Source organism: Streptomyces sp. NPDC104309, from assembly GCF_055584025.1.
Window position 1 is genome coordinate 1 of sequence record NZ_JBVJMV010000067.1, and the last position, 14,852, is coordinate 14,852.

The 14,852-nt window shown below is 68.5% G+C and carries 14 protein-coding genes and 3 pseudogenes; 7 read left to right on the forward strand and 10 right to left on the reverse strand.

The annotated features are described in order from the left end of the window. Positions 1-345: 345 nt before the first annotated feature. Positions 346-534: pseudogene (locus ACZ68L_RS42905) on the forward strand (transposase); the annotation flags it as partial. 58 nt (positions 535-592) lie between these two features. Here the strand turns inward: ACZ68L_RS42905 and ACZ68L_RS42910 are convergent. From ACZ68L_RS42910 to ACZ68L_RS42930, 5 genes are all read right to left on the reverse strand, one after another. Beyond that, on the reverse strand, positions 593-970 hold the full coding sequence (locus tag ACZ68L_RS42910) for a peptidase inhibitor family I36 protein (protein ID WP_469589326.1): 378 nt from the start codon (positions 968-970) through the stop codon (positions 593-595). A 182-nt stretch (positions 971-1,152) separates the two neighbouring features. Continuing rightward, positions 1,153-1,824: a hypothetical protein gene (locus ACZ68L_RS42915; RefSeq protein WP_469589329.1), complete on the reverse strand. Its 672-nt coding sequence runs from the start codon at positions 1,822-1,824 to the stop codon at positions 1,153-1,155. A gap of 44 nt (positions 1,825-1,868) precedes the next feature. Then, on the reverse strand, positions 1,869-4,037 hold the full coding sequence (locus tag ACZ68L_RS42920; protein ID WP_469589332.1) for a permease: 2,169 nt from the start codon (positions 4,035-4,037) through the stop codon (positions 1,869-1,871). Further along, positions 4,037-4,720: an ABC transporter ATP-binding protein gene (locus ACZ68L_RS42925; protein WP_469589335.1), complete on the reverse strand. Its 684-nt coding sequence runs from the start codon at positions 4,718-4,720 to the stop codon at positions 4,037-4,039. The genes ACZ68L_RS42920 and ACZ68L_RS42925 overlap by 1 nt, the downstream gene beginning before the upstream one ends. Positions 4,721-4,806: 86 nt before the next feature. Beyond that, positions 4,807-5,154, reverse strand: coding sequence for a hypothetical protein (locus ACZ68L_RS42930; protein ID WP_469589339.1), 348 nt, complete (start codon positions 5,152-5,154; stop codon positions 4,807-4,809). A 413-nt stretch (positions 5,155-5,567) separates the two neighbouring features. Between ACZ68L_RS42930 and ACZ68L_RS42935 the strand changes: the two genes are divergently transcribed. The 3 genes from ACZ68L_RS42935 to ACZ68L_RS42945 all read left to right on the forward strand — a co-directional run bounded on the left by ACZ68L_RS42935 (position 5,568) and on the right by ACZ68L_RS42945 (position 7,992). Beyond that, a complete protein-coding gene (locus tag ACZ68L_RS42935; RefSeq protein WP_469589344.1) occupies positions 5,568-6,761 on the forward strand; it encodes a LysR family transcriptional regulator in 1,194 nt (397 codons plus the stop codon). Positions 6,762-7,052: 291 nt separating this feature from the next. Continuing rightward, the gene (locus tag ACZ68L_RS42940; protein ID WP_469589349.1) at positions 7,053-7,415 is read left to right on the forward strand and encodes a hypothetical protein; all 363 of its coding nucleotides are present in this window, start codon (positions 7,053-7,055) and stop codon (positions 7,413-7,415) included. Positions 7,416-7,740: 325 nt separating this feature from the next. Beyond that, positions 7,741-7,992, forward strand: coding sequence for a transposase (locus tag ACZ68L_RS42945; protein ID WP_469589352.1), 252 nt, complete (start codon positions 7,741-7,743; stop codon positions 7,990-7,992). A 14-nt stretch (positions 7,993-8,006) separates the two neighbouring features. On the opposite strand, the gene ACZ68L_RS42950 is transcribed toward ACZ68L_RS42945, so the two are convergent. After that, positions 8,007-8,501: an NUDIX hydrolase gene (locus ACZ68L_RS42950; protein WP_469589355.1), complete on the reverse strand. Its 495-nt coding sequence runs from the start codon at positions 8,499-8,501 to the stop codon at positions 8,007-8,009. A 387-nt stretch (positions 8,502-8,888) separates the two neighbouring features. On the opposite strand from ACZ68L_RS42950, the gene ACZ68L_RS42955 reads away from it, so the two are divergent. Both ACZ68L_RS42955 and ACZ68L_RS42960 read left to right on the forward strand, forming a co-directional pair. Further along, positions 8,889-9,020 (forward strand): hypothetical protein, encoded by a 132-nt coding sequence (locus ACZ68L_RS42955; RefSeq protein ID WP_469589358.1) that lies wholly within the window; start codon positions 8,889-8,891, stop codon positions 9,018-9,020. Beyond that, a complete protein-coding gene (locus ACZ68L_RS42960) occupies positions 9,017-9,250 on the forward strand; it encodes a hypothetical protein (RefSeq protein WP_469589361.1) in 234 nt (77 codons plus the stop codon). Before ACZ68L_RS42955 ends, ACZ68L_RS42960 begins: the two co-directional genes overlap by 4 nt. Positions 9,251-9,255: 5 nt before the next feature. On the opposite strand, the gene ACZ68L_RS42965 is transcribed toward ACZ68L_RS42960, so the two are convergent. The 4 genes and pseudogenes from ACZ68L_RS42965 to ACZ68L_RS42980 all read right to left on the reverse strand — a co-directional run bounded on the left by ACZ68L_RS42965 (position 9,256) and on the right by ACZ68L_RS42980 (position 13,331). Further along, the gene (locus ACZ68L_RS42965) at positions 9,256-10,368 is read right to left on the reverse strand and encodes a phosphotransferase family protein (protein WP_469589364.1); all 1,113 of its coding nucleotides are present in this window, start codon (positions 10,366-10,368) and stop codon (positions 9,256-9,258) included. Positions 10,369-10,384: 16 nt separating this feature from the next. After that, the gene (locus tag ACZ68L_RS42970; protein WP_469589367.1) at positions 10,385-11,506 is read right to left on the reverse strand and encodes an Rv3169 family protein; all 1,122 of its coding nucleotides are present in this window, start codon (positions 11,504-11,506) and stop codon (positions 10,385-10,387) included. Between the two features lie 261 nt (positions 11,507-11,767). Next, positions 11,768-12,467: pseudogene (locus tag ACZ68L_RS42975) on the reverse strand (transposase); the annotation flags it as partial. 138 nt (positions 12,468-12,605) lie between these two features. Next, on the reverse strand, positions 12,606-13,331 hold the full coding sequence (locus ACZ68L_RS42980) for a dienelactone hydrolase family protein (RefSeq protein ID WP_469589369.1): 726 nt from the start codon (positions 13,329-13,331) through the stop codon (positions 12,606-12,608). Between the two features lie 483 nt (positions 13,332-13,814). Between ACZ68L_RS42980 and ACZ68L_RS42985 the strand changes: the two are divergent. Continuing rightward, positions 13,815-14,698, forward strand: a pseudogene (locus tag ACZ68L_RS42985) (IS630 family transposase); the annotation flags it as partial. Between the last annotated feature and the right edge of the window lie 154 nt (positions 14,699-14,852).

The following is a 14,852-nucleotide window of genomic DNA, read 5'->3' on the forward strand; positions in this document are numbered from 1 at the left end:
CTACGTGCACCGAAAGGTGCCCGCGTGGTTCGGACCGGGGGCCGCTGGAGCAGGACCGTGGTAACACGGCACCTCGCCAGCGGCCTACCGGTGTTTGCCGATCCCGCGCTCTTGCTGGTCGCGTGGGCTCGGGTGTGAAGGAGCAGGGGCGCCCGCTCGGCCGGAGTGGACGGGCAAACCGCTCGGTCCGTGAAGGACGGGCAAGGGGTTGAGGTCTTCTTCCTCAACGAGGTGCGGTCCGACCTGAAGGACCGTAGTTTCCGCCCGCTTCCCGTGCCGGAACGGATGATCCCCGAGCCGGGGACGGCCAAGCGCCGTCGGCTGGGGATCCCCACCCCGCGGCGCCCGGACCGGATCCGGCGGCTGCTGAACACCGGCGACTGGGATGCGGATGAGGTGCTCGATGGTGTGCGGGAGTACGTCGTCGAGCACCTCGGTGTCCCGGACGGGGTGCTGATCGTCGATGACGCCGGCTTCCTGAAGAAGCGCATCCGCTCGGCCGGGGTGCAGCGGCAGTACTCCGGAACTGCGGGCACACGTCGGCCCCCGGGTACAGGTGCGGGACATCTCGTACCCGGGGACCGCAGGCCGGTCAGCAGCCGCCTTCAGGCTCCGGCCGCAACGAGGACACCGCCCGGTCGGACTCGCCGGTGAGGTTGCCGGCCTCACCGGGCTCCACAAGCCGCCATTCACCGCCGTAGTTCTCGTTCTGGTACAGGCACCAGTCGTCGCTGGTGCTGTTGTAGACACTGCGCGCCCTGTCGTTGAACCTCACGGTGCGGAGGTCAGAGATGGCGTCGTGGGCGGAGAACCTCGCGCCTTGGCCCGCATGCCCCCCGTACAGGCAGACGTGCTCGTCACTGCATTTGTAAGCAGCGGCTGCTGCCGGGGAGACGAGCGCGGCGGACATGGCCGCTCCCATCGCCGCGACCGTTGCTACCACTCTGCCGAATGTGCTGCTCCTGGGCATCGGAGCACGCTCCTTTCGTTCCGGGAATGGGGCATCGGTGAACACCGTCCGGCCGGCCCCGGAGAGCGGGATCGGCGCTCGGCCTGCCACGCCACGCTCGCCCGACCCGGGACGGCGGCCGCCCCTTTTGCGCCGGACTTTAAAAGCCACCAGGTCCAGCCAGTGGGAGGCGATCCGGCGGTTCACCCACCTGCTACGTGGACAGCCCCCACACAGCTCGCGTCATCCCGGACCCGGCCCCCGCAGGTCATGCCTCCTGCCGCAGTGTGGGCAGGCCGAGGTTTCACCGGATTGTCTGCGGTGGCGGTGTCGATCTGGCTGATCTTTGATGCGGTACGGACCTCGGTGACCAGATAGGCCAGCGGGGTGATCCCCGGCAGCAGGCACCGGTTGCACCGCAGCCACGTCACCGCGCGGTCGACCACACGCCCGGCCCGCGACGTACGGCCGCAGGTCCGGCGGATCGCCGAGGAAGCCATGCAGCAGTCCGACGACTCCGGTCCCCACCACCGCCACGTCCACCGGCTCACGCATTGCCCTGCCTCCCCGCCGCCCTGCCTCCCCGCCGCGTTCAGGGTCCGGTGGGCGGGGGCGGCCGGGTCGAAGGTTGCCTTGGCCTGCGTGATCCAGCGCCGGGTACCGTCCGGGAGGCCCTGCGGGTGTCCGAGCGCGGTACCGCCAAGTGCGATTCGCCGCTGGCCGACGACCAGCATCTGCCCGCGCCCGAGGGTGACCGCGACGGCGCTCTGCGCCGGCGCCGCGGCGAAGCGCTTCAGCACCGCGGTGCGGCCGGTGGTGCACGAGGACGGCCGTCGCCCGGAGCCCCGGCGCGGAACACCGGGCTTGTTGCCCACGCTTCTGGTCTCCTTTGCCGGGGTCGGCCGTGGGGTGATTTCGTTCAGTCGGCTGCGGGGCGCCACTGGTCAGCCGCCCGGGCCGCCGCGCGTGCGCCGAGGAATCCGACGGTCAGGGAGACCGCGGCACATGCCGCGATGCCGGCTGCCAGGACTGACCAGGAGACGGAGCCTTCCTCTACCAGAGCGATGAAGAACACCGAATGCCATGCGGTCACGGCCCCGGTGACAACGGTGGAGATCAGCAGGGGGACGGTCAGGTGCCATGAGGTCACGGACCGGAACACCCGGCGGTGGCCGGTCAGGACGGAGAGCGGGGCGAGAGCGTGGCGGATCCGGACGAACTCGGCCGCCGCGCTCACCGCGCCGGCCACCAGAATGAACAGGATGCCGGTGACGCCGAACAGCTGGATCCAGTTCGGGAGGTGCGAACGCGAGGACCCCAGCCAGTTTCCGCCCAGTGCCTCGACCTGTACCGAAGGATTGGGAAGCGTGAACGCGGCTTGCTTCACCGCGGCAAGCTGCCCCGGTGCGGGGGTCACTACGAGGAGGGTCTGTGTGCCATCCGCCTTCACGCCGAGCCGGGGGGTCTGTGTGAACTTGAGGTCGCCGTACCAGCGGCGCATCTCTTCCACGGTGGCCAACTGGGCACTGCTTCCCGCTGCTGCTGTGGTGTCGCCGCGACAGGTCACGTGCAGCGTGCGCAGGTCGCGGCAGGACCCTCCGATGGTCACCCATGGGGCTCTGGGCGGTCCCGGATCGTGGAGGGTTCGGCTCAGCAGCACCGATCCGGTCGGCAGGGACGAGCGGAACCGGTCTGTCTGCGAGGCGGTCATGGTGCCGGCGGTCACTTCGATGACCGTGTCCTTGATCCGTTGGTGCGTGGCGACGGCTGCTTGGGAGTGCGCTCCGAGCCTGCTGGTCCACACCTGCATCTGGGCGACGATCCCGATGCCGATCACCATGGCCAGAGCAAGGCGCACGATCACTCCGGGATGCGCGTGTGTCCACCGTCCGCCGATCATGCGGCCCGGATGCCCCCCTCGCCTGCCGTTGTCGGCGAGCCAGGCGCCCAGACGGCGGGTGAGGAGAGCCACGACGGAGGACAGAAAGGCCCACATCACGACGGTCCCGCAGATGAACACGACGAGCTGGGCCTTCCGTGGCACGTACTGGCTGGTCAGGACCAGCGCAACACCGACACCACAGACGACGAGGCGCCACGCGGGAACACGGGACGTGAAGGAGGCGGGGCGGGTGGACCTGCCGTCCCGGGTAATGCGGTGTGTGCCCACCACGATGCCCAGTACGGCCAGCAGGGACAGCGCTGCCGATGCCGTGGCGACCGGCCACGCCGCCCACACATCACGGTGATCGAGGATGTATCCGGTGGGTGCAAGGCGGGTGTCCCGTACAGAGACCACGGCATACGGGACGAACGCGGCAACGGTTCCCAGTGCAGCGGGGACCGCGGCCTCACCGATATTGACGATCATCCGGTGCCGCCAGGTCCCACCCAGGGCTTGCAGCAGACTGCTGCGCCGGTCACGGGTGCGGGAGCCGACCCGCGCGGCGACCACAGCCAGAGCGAGCGCGGGCAGCCCTGTCAAAGCCCACAGGGCAAGGACGGGGGAGGTCACAGGCGGCTGGTCGGCCATCTCCCCCGTCGCTCCGCCACCGCTCCCGAAGGCGGACACGTCCATCCATCTGGGATCGTCCTTCGGCGGCGTTTCCGCCACCCGGACATATGCGATCCGCTCGGAGGGAGTGACCAGACCGTCGTTGGTGATGGTTCCGGCGAACCGTCCGTACCGGGTCAGGATTCCCTCGCCACGCCCGGTCCTGACAAGTTCAGGAGAGAGCAGGACCTCGCCCGGCCCCGGCCAGCGGGCCACACCGGCGGGAACAGGAGCCTCAGGCGTGAGGGGGTGGACGAACACGACGGAGACGGGTCTGGCGCCCACGGCGTCGATCCCCTCCCGGTACTTCAGTTCGGCGTTCTTGCTGAAAGTGATCACCGGTCCTCTGGCGTCCGCTCTGGTCTCACGGCCGTGATAGGTGGCGACGGTGGCCACGGTCGCCAGGGTGACGAAGGCGACGGCGGCCGCGGCGCCGAACAGACCCCACCAGCGCAGGCGGTCGCCGGGAGTGGAGCGGCCCGCGGCAAGGCCGATCCTGATCAGTTTGGCCGCGGTGCGGATGCTCTCCCTCATCAGGCAACTCCCGCTGCGGCCAGGATCCCGCCGCGGAGCTCGTGGCGGCGGTCGGCCCGACCGGCCACTGTCAGGTCGTGCGTGACCAACAGCAGTGCGCAGCCCCGGTCACGGGCGGCGGTGAACAGCAGACCGGCGACTCCCTCTTTGGCGTCCGGGTCGAGGGCGCCGGTGGGTTCGTCGGCGAGGAGGACATCGGGCTCGGTGATCAGGGCGCGAGCAACGGCAGTCCGCTGGCGCTCGCCGCCGGAGAGCATCCCGGTGGGGGTGGAACCGGCGGGGACACCGAGCTCGTCGAGGAGTTCCTCCGCACGCCGGTAGGCGTCCTGGTGGCGCCCTCCGTCGAGCAGGACCGGCAGGGCGACGTTCTCCACCGGGCTGAGTTCGGGGAGGAGCTCACCGAACTGGAACACCATGCCCAGAGTCTCCCGCCGTACCTGAGCGAGCCGTGCGGACCCGAGTCCGGTGATCTCCCGGCCCCCGGCGGTGATGCTGCCCGCCTGCGGTTTGATCAGGCCGAGGATGCACATGAGCAAGGTCGACTTGCCGGAACCGCTCGGGCCGGTCACCGCGACCGACTCTCCGGGGGACACGGACAGTTCGACGCTGTCGAGGAGGGTCCGTCCCTCGACCCTGTAGCACAGGCCACTCACCTGGAGCCCGGAAGAATCACTATGTTTCACAGAATCTGGCCTCTTGTCTCGGAAAAGGGAACGCCGCACCAGCCCGGAACGGACTGGTGCGGCAGAAGCAGCTATGGAGAGCCGGTTTACGGGATGACCCAGCCCGAGCAGTCGTCGGGCGCACCGTAGTTCTCGTCGCACGCCTTGAACTTGTAGATTCTGGACCCGTCACCGGAGTAGACGGTGGTTCCCGGTCCGCTGTGATTCCACAGGGTCCGCTTCGTCTCCGAGCTGTCCACCCGGTAGTACTCGGCCTTCACCGGGTCCCCGTCATTGCTGTTGTCCTTGACGGCTATCTTCCCGCTGTCACCGCCGGCAGCCGGAGACCAGGCGTGGGCGCCTTTGGCGATGGCGTCAGCGGCAACGGCCGTGGCCGTGGGCACCGCGAGAGCCACAGTGAGCAGTGTGGCGGCGATGAACTTCGTCCTCGTCATTCGTGTGCGCTCCTTCAGATGGTGATACCGCAACGACACGGAGCAGGCCACGGAAGCATCGGGGGCATGTGCCCGTCGGGTGCCGCGGCTCTACTCCGGTGACGTCTCAGCCAGGGCCCCCGGCGTGACGCGTTGATCAACGTAAGCAAGTGAGCTGCGCGCAACAAGAGTTGACCTCTCACCGGCTCAAACCCGACCTTGGCGAACCCATGCCGACTCTTGACCAATGCATTGCGCGAACGCTGTATACGCTGCGCGCTGCCGCGAGGCCCCTGGAAGAGACCGACGACCAACGGCTGTTCCTTCCAGCGAGAGTCCGACCGAAATTCGATCTTCGGAATCAAGGCCTCCGAACCAGCCGGCAAGACCGCCTCGTACCCGAGGACACTCTGCGCCCGGAGCGGTGCTCCCGCGTGGCGGCGGTGGCATCAGGTCACGGACGCAGCCTGAATCCACGGCGCCACCGTCGGTCGCTCGCCTTTCGCACGATGACTGACGAAGACCGGACGCGGATGGCCCGGCGTATGCCTGAAGCGGCCGCCGCTCCACTCCACATCAAAACGCCCGGCCGGCTCACGATGGCCGGCCTTGAGGCGGAGGCCTGGGACCTGGTCGCGGACCACGGGTTAGAACTGAGCGCAGTCGACAGGATCCAGGGCATCCGGCCGGCCAAGCGCAACGACCTGAGTGAACGCCAGGTCGGCGCCGTCGTACGGGACCTGAAGACGCTGGCCCGTCTGCACCAACTCATCCGCCAGCGCAAGAACCAGGTCCAGCACGCGGCCGACACCTTGGGCACGAGCATCGAGGTGATCCGGCTCGCCCTGGACGAACAACCGGCTCCCGCGCTTGCGCCGACCAGAACCACGGCCAAAGCGACGGGGCACACCCGCTTCAAGGCCCGCCAGGCAGTGCCGAAGGAGACGTTCACCTGCTTCTACCTGGATGAACACCGCTCCCTTCAACAGATCGCGGGACTCACCGGCTTCTCCCGCAAGGTGCTGACCGAACTCTCGCGGGAGTACGACATCCCACTTCGCGCTGGACTCCAGGACTACAAGCGCCGAGGAACCGTCGATCGGGATTGGCTGACTGAGCAGTACGTCATCCGACGCCGGACCCTGCCCGACCTCGCCCGCGAAGCGGGCATGAGCACCGCGAACATGGCCCGATGGGCCCACGCCTACAACGTCCCCCTCAGGCCTCGCGGCGGCGGAAGTCACGACACCGCACTCCGCGTGACCGAGAAGACAACCGAGACCCCAGCCCTCCTGTGGAAGGCCCTCACCAGCCCCTGTGCCTGGCAACGCATTGAACGTTTCCTGGCTGCCTCCGCCTACCCCACGACCTGTGAGGCCGCACGGGCCCTCGGCATCAACCAGCCGACGCCGGTGATCCAGATCAACCGGCTGGAAAGGGACCTGAGACAGCCTCTGCTTGAGCGCGCCGAACGAGCCAGGGCCATGAAGCTGACCGCCTTCGGGAAGAAGGTCGCCGCCGCAGCCAGGAATATCCGGGGACAGGCCAGTGGCAGGGCACTACAGTCCGAGGCAGAAGAGGGGGACGATGGCGCTGAACAAGAAGGGGTCCCGCCGCATAACCGTTGACGGGATCGAGTACCGCTGGCGAATCCGCAGGAAGCCCTCCTACATGCAGGGACTCTGCTGGACACCCATGACCTACGCGGTCGAGGCCGCCAACGTCGACCATCCGGGCACGACCTTGATCGTCACCAGAGGCCAGGCTCATCCCAGTAACTGGTTGGGTGTCGAGGCTGAGCCCATTCGGCCAGCTCACGTTGCTGCAAGCATTCGGGAAGCGCGGAGCCAAGGCTGGGATCCAATGCTGGCCGGTTCTCCGTTCCAGCTCGACCGATCCGCGGGATTCATCCCCCAGCCATGAGAGACAGTGAAGAAGCTCGGCGGACCCCGGATGAGCTGCCTCGGAGGCTGAACCGCCCCGGGAGCGAGGCCGCCGAGCGGAGCATCGCCCAGCACCGCCGATGTCTGCGCGTCTTGGTGCCCGAGACATCTGAAACGCCCGAGATGAAGCCCGACCCCACGGAGGAGCCATCCGGCTCACCGTGGCCGACCGGGCACTGGTTCGCCGACCGCATCCGGACCGTGCACGCCACAGTCCATGCCCTGGTGGAGGCAGGGCACAGCCGTCGCGCGATCCAGCGGCAGCTCGGCATGACGAGCCGAACCGTCAAACGGTACGCGGACGCCGCCAGGCCGGAAGACCTCTTCACCGGTCAGTGACAGACCCGGACCTCGGTCCTCGACGAGTACAAGACCCACCTCGACGACCGCTGGAACGGGGGCTGCACCAACGACTGGAAACTGTGGGAAGAGATCGTCCCGCTCGACTACAAGGGCAGCTACCAGCGTGTTCGTGCGTACCTCCGCCAGAAACGCACCTCGCCACGGCCCGTGACCGCCGGCCGCCTTCGCCCCGGGCAGTCGCCGGATGGGTCCTGCGCCGTCCGGAAACCCTCTCCGAGACCGAACGCCTCCATCTGAAGAACGTCCGGGCCAACTGCCCCGAAATCGACGCACTCACCAGGCACGTCCGGCCTTCGCGACCATGCTCACCGAGCGCCAGGGCGAGCGCCTGCCGGACTGGCTCGACGCCGTCGGGCAGGACGACCTCCCCAGCCTCCACACGCTCACTGCAGGCATCGACCGCGACCGTGTAGCCGTCCTCGCCGGCCTCACCCTCCCCTGGAACTCGGGCGTCGTCGAAGGCCATGTCAACCGGATCAAGATGCTCAGGCGCCAGATGTTCGGCCGAGCCGGCTTCGACCTCCTGCGCAAGCGAGTCCTGCTCGCACCATGACATGGGCTGTCTGCTCAGAGACCGAGCCGCACTGGCCCGGCTGGAACACCAGAGGTGATCAATGCCGTCAAAGGAGTTGCAAGGTCTCGGGGGGAGAAGAGGTCGGCACCAGCGTAGGAAGCGACTTCATGCGGATGCCACCACTTCAGACCGCTGATGTTCTCCGCAGCAAGCTGCTCGTCGGACAGAGCCCCGCGCGCAGTGAACTTGGCGGTGCGCACGAGGAAGTAGTCGTTGACGACCCCGTCGTGGCCTGCGGCAAGTCCAGGAGCCACGACTTCCTGGCGCCACACGTGCGGCGGATCGGTCCTGACCGACAGGCCCACTTCTTCCTGCAGTTCGCGGCGCAGTGCGGCGAGCGGCGTCTCGCCCGGCTCGATCCCTCCGCCGGGAGCTGCCCACACCACCGTTCGCGCTGGCTCTGGAATCGCGAATCGGCAGAGAAGGATGTGGTCGTCCTCGTCGAGGACGACCGCGCGGACTGAATGACGCAGGTTCACAGACGGCATCCGGACACGCTAACTGCCGGCGGCCAGGGTGGTGCGATCGAACAGGCAGGCCGAACCCAGTAGCTCACCGTCACCGACCGCTGAGTAGGCCCGGAGCGCGGTGCCGGGATTGCTCCCGGTCCGTCTCTCCGGACGGGCCCTCACCCCTGATCTTGAACACTTGAGACTGTGGATCTTGAGGATCTGAGAACGGATATGTCGTGTTCATGAAGCTCTACCCGCCGGATTTCAAGGCGGAAGCCGTCGCGTTGTACGAGTCGCGGCCCGAGGCGACGATCAAGCAGGTCGCCGCCGATCTGGGGGGGCAACTCCGAGACGTTGCGGAACTGGATCCGGGCGAATGGGGCGGGCCGTCCCCGGGGGCACCGGGCGGTGGCCTCGCCGGCTGTGCCGACGGTCGCGCCATCGGTGCTGGAGGCGGAGAACGCGGCCCTGCGGCGGGAGAACGCCCAGCTGCTGGAGGAGCGCGAGATCCTGCGCGAGGCGGCCCGTTATTTCGCCGCGGAGGCGGGCTGGTGAACCGCTGCCGGTTCGTTGAGGACCACCAGCGCCGTTCCGGCGTGACGCGGTTGTGCCGGATCCTGGGGATCGCCCGATCCAGCTTCTACTACTGGCGGCGGACCGGACCGGCCCGCGCGGGCCGCCAGACGGCCGACGTCGAACTCGCCGCGCGCTGTCTGGTGGTGATCACCACCTGCGGACGGGCCGACACAGCCGGGTCCGGCAACGGCCTTACGGGCACGGCATGATGCCACTACCAGTAGCGGCCTTCCGTCATGGCCTCCAGCGCCGCCCGGTTCATGACCAGGTCGTCGGGGGTGGCCGGCGCCGGGACCTCGCCGAAGTGGATCTGTCGGTAGCCGACTCGCAGCATCACGATCGCGTGCCGGAGGCAGGCGTAGAGCGTGTGGAAGTCCATGTCCCGCAGTGTGTACCCGGTGAGCTTCGCGTACCGCTCCTCCACCGCCGCCCGCTGGAAGAACCCCGGCAGTCCCTCCTGCCCCAGTGTGACTGTGAGGTCATGGAAGAAGCGGTGCAGGTAGATCGCCCACGCGAGATCCAGCTCCCGTGGTCCGAGGGCGGCCATCTCCCAGTCGAGGACGGCGGTGGGCGCGAAGCCGTCATAGATGATGTTGCCGATCCGCGCGTCACCCCAGCTGAGCACGGTCTCGCCCTCCTCGGCCGGCCACAGCTCCTCCAGCCGGGCAAAGGCGGCCTCGATGGCGGGTGAGCGCGGACGGCCGTCGATGACCCAGCCGTAGTATGTCCGCAGGTCCTCCACATGCCGCCTCAGCGGGCTGCCGCTCCCCCGCCCTGCGAGGAATCCTGCCTCCGACACCGGCACCTGGTCGTGCAGCCGCGCCAGAATGGAGACGCTCGCGTGCTCCAACTGTTCGCGCTCGGCGTCTGTAGCGGCGTGCAGCCAATTGCCCTCGTAGGTGTACGGCATGACGTCCGGCGGCACACGCCCCTCGACGCGCTCCATCACGAAGAACTCCGCGCCGAGGTGGGCGGGGTCGGTCTCCAGCCAGTGCACGGCGGGCACGGGTAGGTCCGTGTGCGCGGCGACGAGGCGCATCACCTTGTACTGACGGGTCATGTCGTAGGCGGGGAAGACGGTGTACGCGTTCGGGTCCGCAGCCAGGCGCAGGACGCAGCGGCGGACGGGGGGCGGCGCGGCGGCTTCGTCCTGCTCGATGTCGAAGAGCAGGGTCTCGCTCGACATGCCGTTGGAGTCCGGCACGGTGACGGCGGCCGGGCGGGCTCCAGGGTGGACGGCAGCGAGCCAGGCTGCGAGCCGGCGGGTGAGTTCCTCCGGGTCGCGGGTGGTGCGCCGGATCCGGGGTGCTTCGGGAATTGCTGCCATACGAGGTCTCCGTACGTCAGGGCGCCACCGAGTCGTAGCCGGTGAAGCCGCTCGGGTCGTGGCGGCCGAACGTACCGTGCTCGAAGATCCCGTAGCCGGTGGCACCGTCGAGGGTGAAGCGGGCGGCGTGTTCGGTGACGCCGAATACAGCCATGGGGTGCGCAGGCAGGTCGGTGAGGTCGTAGCTGCGTCGGTCGGTCCAGTCGCGACCGTGCCACGTCCCGTGGCTCCAGTCGTCGGCGGGTGGGTAGCCTGCGCCGACGGCCAGCGGGGAGGAGATGAGGATCTCTGCGGTGAGCTCGAGGTTCTTGCAGTGGCGGTCGGCGAGATGGATGACCGCGCACTCGGGGTGGCGGGTTCCGGAGCGGTACGTGATGTCCAGCTGAGGCCAGCCCAGTTGGGTGTCGGGGCGGCCGTCACGTACCTCGACGGCGTCGCTGAGGGTGCGGTAGCCGTCGGGCTCCTCCTGGACGACTACCATCAGGAACCGGTCGTCGAACCGGACGGGGCACCACAGCCAGTGGAAGCCCTCCGGAACGTTCTCCTCCCCCGCGCGTCCGCCGTCTTCACCAGGGATGGGGCGCACGCCCCAACTGCGGTCGCGGGTGCCCGTCCACTCGTCGGCGGTGACGGTGATCTCCTCGCCCTTCGCGCGGATCACGCCGGTCACCGTGCCGGCCTGGACGAAGCGGCGGCCTTCCAGAGTAAGGCGGTTGCCGCGGCGCATGGTGTGGTGCGGCTCCCACAGAGGCTCGAAGGTTCCCTGCCAGCTGAGATCGTACGACAGGCCGTCGGGGTCGGCCGGGTCGGCGGCGCAGTGCAGCGTGAAGCGCTTCAGCGGCTCGTCGACGGTGATACGGAGCGGGCCGACCTCCATCCGCATCCTGTCCTCGGTGAGGGCGTCGGAGGCGCGGACGGCAAGGAGTTCGTCGCCCAGGCGGAGCGTGGCGAAGGCGTCGATCACGCCGGTGTTGGGGTAGACGCCCAGGCCCAGGACGAGCAGGGCGCGGCCGGTGTGGTCGAAGACGTGGAAGATGCAGCGGTCATAGGCGTTGCGGTCGCTGGTGGCGACGTGACGCATGGAGAGCGGCACTTGGTGCACGGGGTATTCGTCGAGGGCTACAGGGCGTTCGGGCACGAGGGCCTCCGGCGGGGCTCATCGGGGGCTTGCACACGATCTGACGATACGTCAGATCAATGGTCGTGGCTAGGGATCCGGCATGGTGCACCGGAGTGCCGGAGCGCGGGCCAAGTTGAGCCTGACCTGTCGGTCCGTAGCACCCCGTTGGGCAGTGGCTGGAGGCCGACGGCGGGGGAACCTGCACTGTGTGTCGGATGCCCGCCGAGATGACGAAGCCTTCTTCACGGCACACCAGAGGCTCGCGCGACGGGGCCGGCCGGAGTCGGTGCGGATCAGTGTCTGTCGGCCGCGTCGCAGCCGCTTGGGGAGCTGGGCCAGGGCCAGTTTCGTGGCCTGGGTGTGGTCCGCAGCGGTGTTGGAGCCCGCGTTGCCGGGCCGCAGCAGGCCCACGACCGGCTCGCCGGACCCGCCGCGGCCGTGGTCGACGAATCCCATCAGTGGGTGGTGCCCGAACGTCTTCTACCAAGTCGCGGTGGCGTCCTGCTGCTCGGAGTGCGCCAGAACGAGGACGTCGTCGATGTCCACGATCACCTGCCCGCCCGCGTGAGGCGCTGCTTCACCGGCCAACCGCCACACGTGTTCGCGTACTTCAGCACGGGCGGTGCGCAGTGCTGCCAGGACACGCTGCCCGCCCGCCCGACGCCACCATGCTGATCAGCCGAGAGATCGTGGGATCGGAGGCCACCGGCCCGAACACGGCCGGCTCGGCCCGCAACATGCCCACATCGGCCAGGCAGTCCCCGCCCAGCGTCACCGTGAGCGCGACATCCAACAAATTCTTGCCCGGATCGTGCACCGCCCGCGGCTAGTGCCACGGCACAAGTGCCGCCTCTATCGCCGCGTCCAGACCAGTCTTGCGGACCGTCTCGACCAGCAGCACCGCTCCGGCCTGCGAGACGATCCCGCGACCACCGCCCTCAACACGGACACGCGGATAGGACCCGATACGCTTCTTCACCTGGAAAGTGCCTCCGGCGGTGGCGGGAACAAGGACCTCAACAATCCTCATTCCCGCTGGTCAGAGCTGGTCAGAGGGCACTTTCTGCTTTCTTGATCACCAGCCGGACAGCCCGCCTCGCGAAAGCGCGAGGCCAACTCATTCCGTTACGGGCAGGCACTCGGCGAGCAGGTCGACGACGTCGCGCCAGGCTCGCTGCGCGTGCTGCGGGTGGTATCCGACGCCGGGGACCACGGGGTGGTCGACCGGCGGGTGGTGGAAGGCGTGCAAGGCGCCGCCGTAGACCACGAGGCGCCAGTCGACGCCCGCGGCCTGCATCTCGGCGGTGAACGCGCCCCGTTGCGCGGGCGGCATGATCGGGTCTTCCGACCCGACCCCGGCCCACACCGGGCAGCGAATGCGCGCCGCCTCGTCCGGTCGGCCCGTGGTCAGTGCGTTGACCGTCCCGATCGCCCGCAGGTCGACGCCGTCGCGCCCGAGTTCCAGCACGATTGCGCCCCCGGTGCCGTAGCCGATAGCGGCGATCCGGTCGGGGTCGGTCCGCGGTTCGCCACGCAGCACATCGAGTGCCGCATGGCCGATACCCCGCATCCGGTCGGGGTCGGCGAGCAGCGGCATGCAACGGGCCAGCATCTCCTCGGGGCCGCCCAAATAGCGCCCACCGTGGAGGTCGAACGCCAGCGCCACGTACCCCAGTTCGGCGAGGGCGTCGGCCCGGCGGCGCTCGACGTCACTGAGCCCCGGGCCCTCTGGTCCGACCAGCACCGCAGGCCGGCGGTCGACACCGGCGGGGAGCGCGAGGTGCCCGATCATCGTCAGGCCGTCGGCCGGGTATTCGACCGTGTGCGTTGTGACCGTCATCATGGGACTGGACTGTAGTGATTGTCGGGCCCGGTCGGGCCGGTCTTTCACCGTCGGCAGAACAGCGCGGGTGTGGGTCCATGGGTGGGCACTGTGGAAGGCTCATCCCACCGGCCCTCGGCGCCTCCACCAACGGCGAGGCGGGCTCCACCGGACCGGCTTCCATCACCGGACCGCCCCGCCTGCCGCCGTCCGTCGCCTCGGCCTGCTGACCGAATGCGACCTCCGCCGCCTGCAGCCGGGCCACCTCGATCTCGGCGAGCTCCTCGCGCAACCGTTCGACACGATCGACCAGCAGCACCCCCTCTCCGGTACGAGCGCGATGAGTTCACGGTGTGAGCGGCGGCGGGGGCGTGACTACGTGCCACCGCCCATGGTCGCTCCGCGGGAACCCGCCGGACCTGGCGGCAGTCGCCGGAGGTGAGGAACACCGTCCCCCCGATCTGCGCCAAGTGCCGGAGTTCAACGCTGCGCAGTCAGCACAGAGAGGGTGTCCGGTCGAAGGGATCGCCAGGGCGCCCGAGGCTTTCGGCAGACCAAATCGCAAAACTGGAGAGGGAGTTGGAGCGTGGCCCGCTTGCTCATGGCTGGGCTGAACAGCGGTGGACACTGGCCCGGGTGAAGACTCTGATCGGACGGTTGTTCCACGTCAGCTACACGGTGGAGGGGACATGGCGGCTGCTGAAGCGTCATGGATGGTCCTGGCAGCAGCCGGCCCGCAGAGCGATCGAACGTGACGACGACGCAGTGGAGTTGTGGAAGAAGGAGGTGTGGCCGCAGGTAAAAGCACGGCGGCGGCCCGCGGAGCCTGGATCGTCTTCGAGGGCGAGGCCAGTCAGTCGCTGAGGCCGCCACGCGCGAGGTCCTGGGGCCGGGTCGGCCGGACTCCGGTCGTCCGCGTCCGGGGCCGCGGTTCGGGGCGGGTTTCAATGGCGGGAATGGTCTGCTTCCGCCTCGGAGACCGGTCCCGGCTGATCTACAGCTTCCGCGTCCACCGGGGCCGAAAGGGCGAACCCAAGGGATTCACCTGGCAGGACTACCGCGACCTCATCGTGCGGGCGCACAACCAGCTCAAAGGCCCCATCGTCCTGGTCTGGGACAACCTGCGCACCCATCTCATGTCACAGATGAAAGACTTCATCGCCGCGAACGAGGACTGGCTGACCGTCTTCCATTTCCCGTCCTACGCACCTGACCTCAACCCGCAGGAAGGCATCTGGTCCCTGGTGAAACGGACGATCGGCAACCTCGCCGCCGCGAACCTCGACCAGCTCGCCGCCGCCGTGAAGCGCAGCCTCAAGAAGACCCAGTACCGACCGCACCTCATCGACGGCTGCCTCATAGGCACCGGCCTAACCCTGACCAGCTGACACGATCAGGCCGACATCACCCATTCAAGTTCAGTAGTGGCCGTCCGGCGGTATCAAGCCACCCGAGCGTGAAATCCGCTCGTACAAGACGGACCACTACTACCTTCGGGTGATACGCGGTTGCGAGCCTTGCTCCTCAAATCTCCCTGTGGGT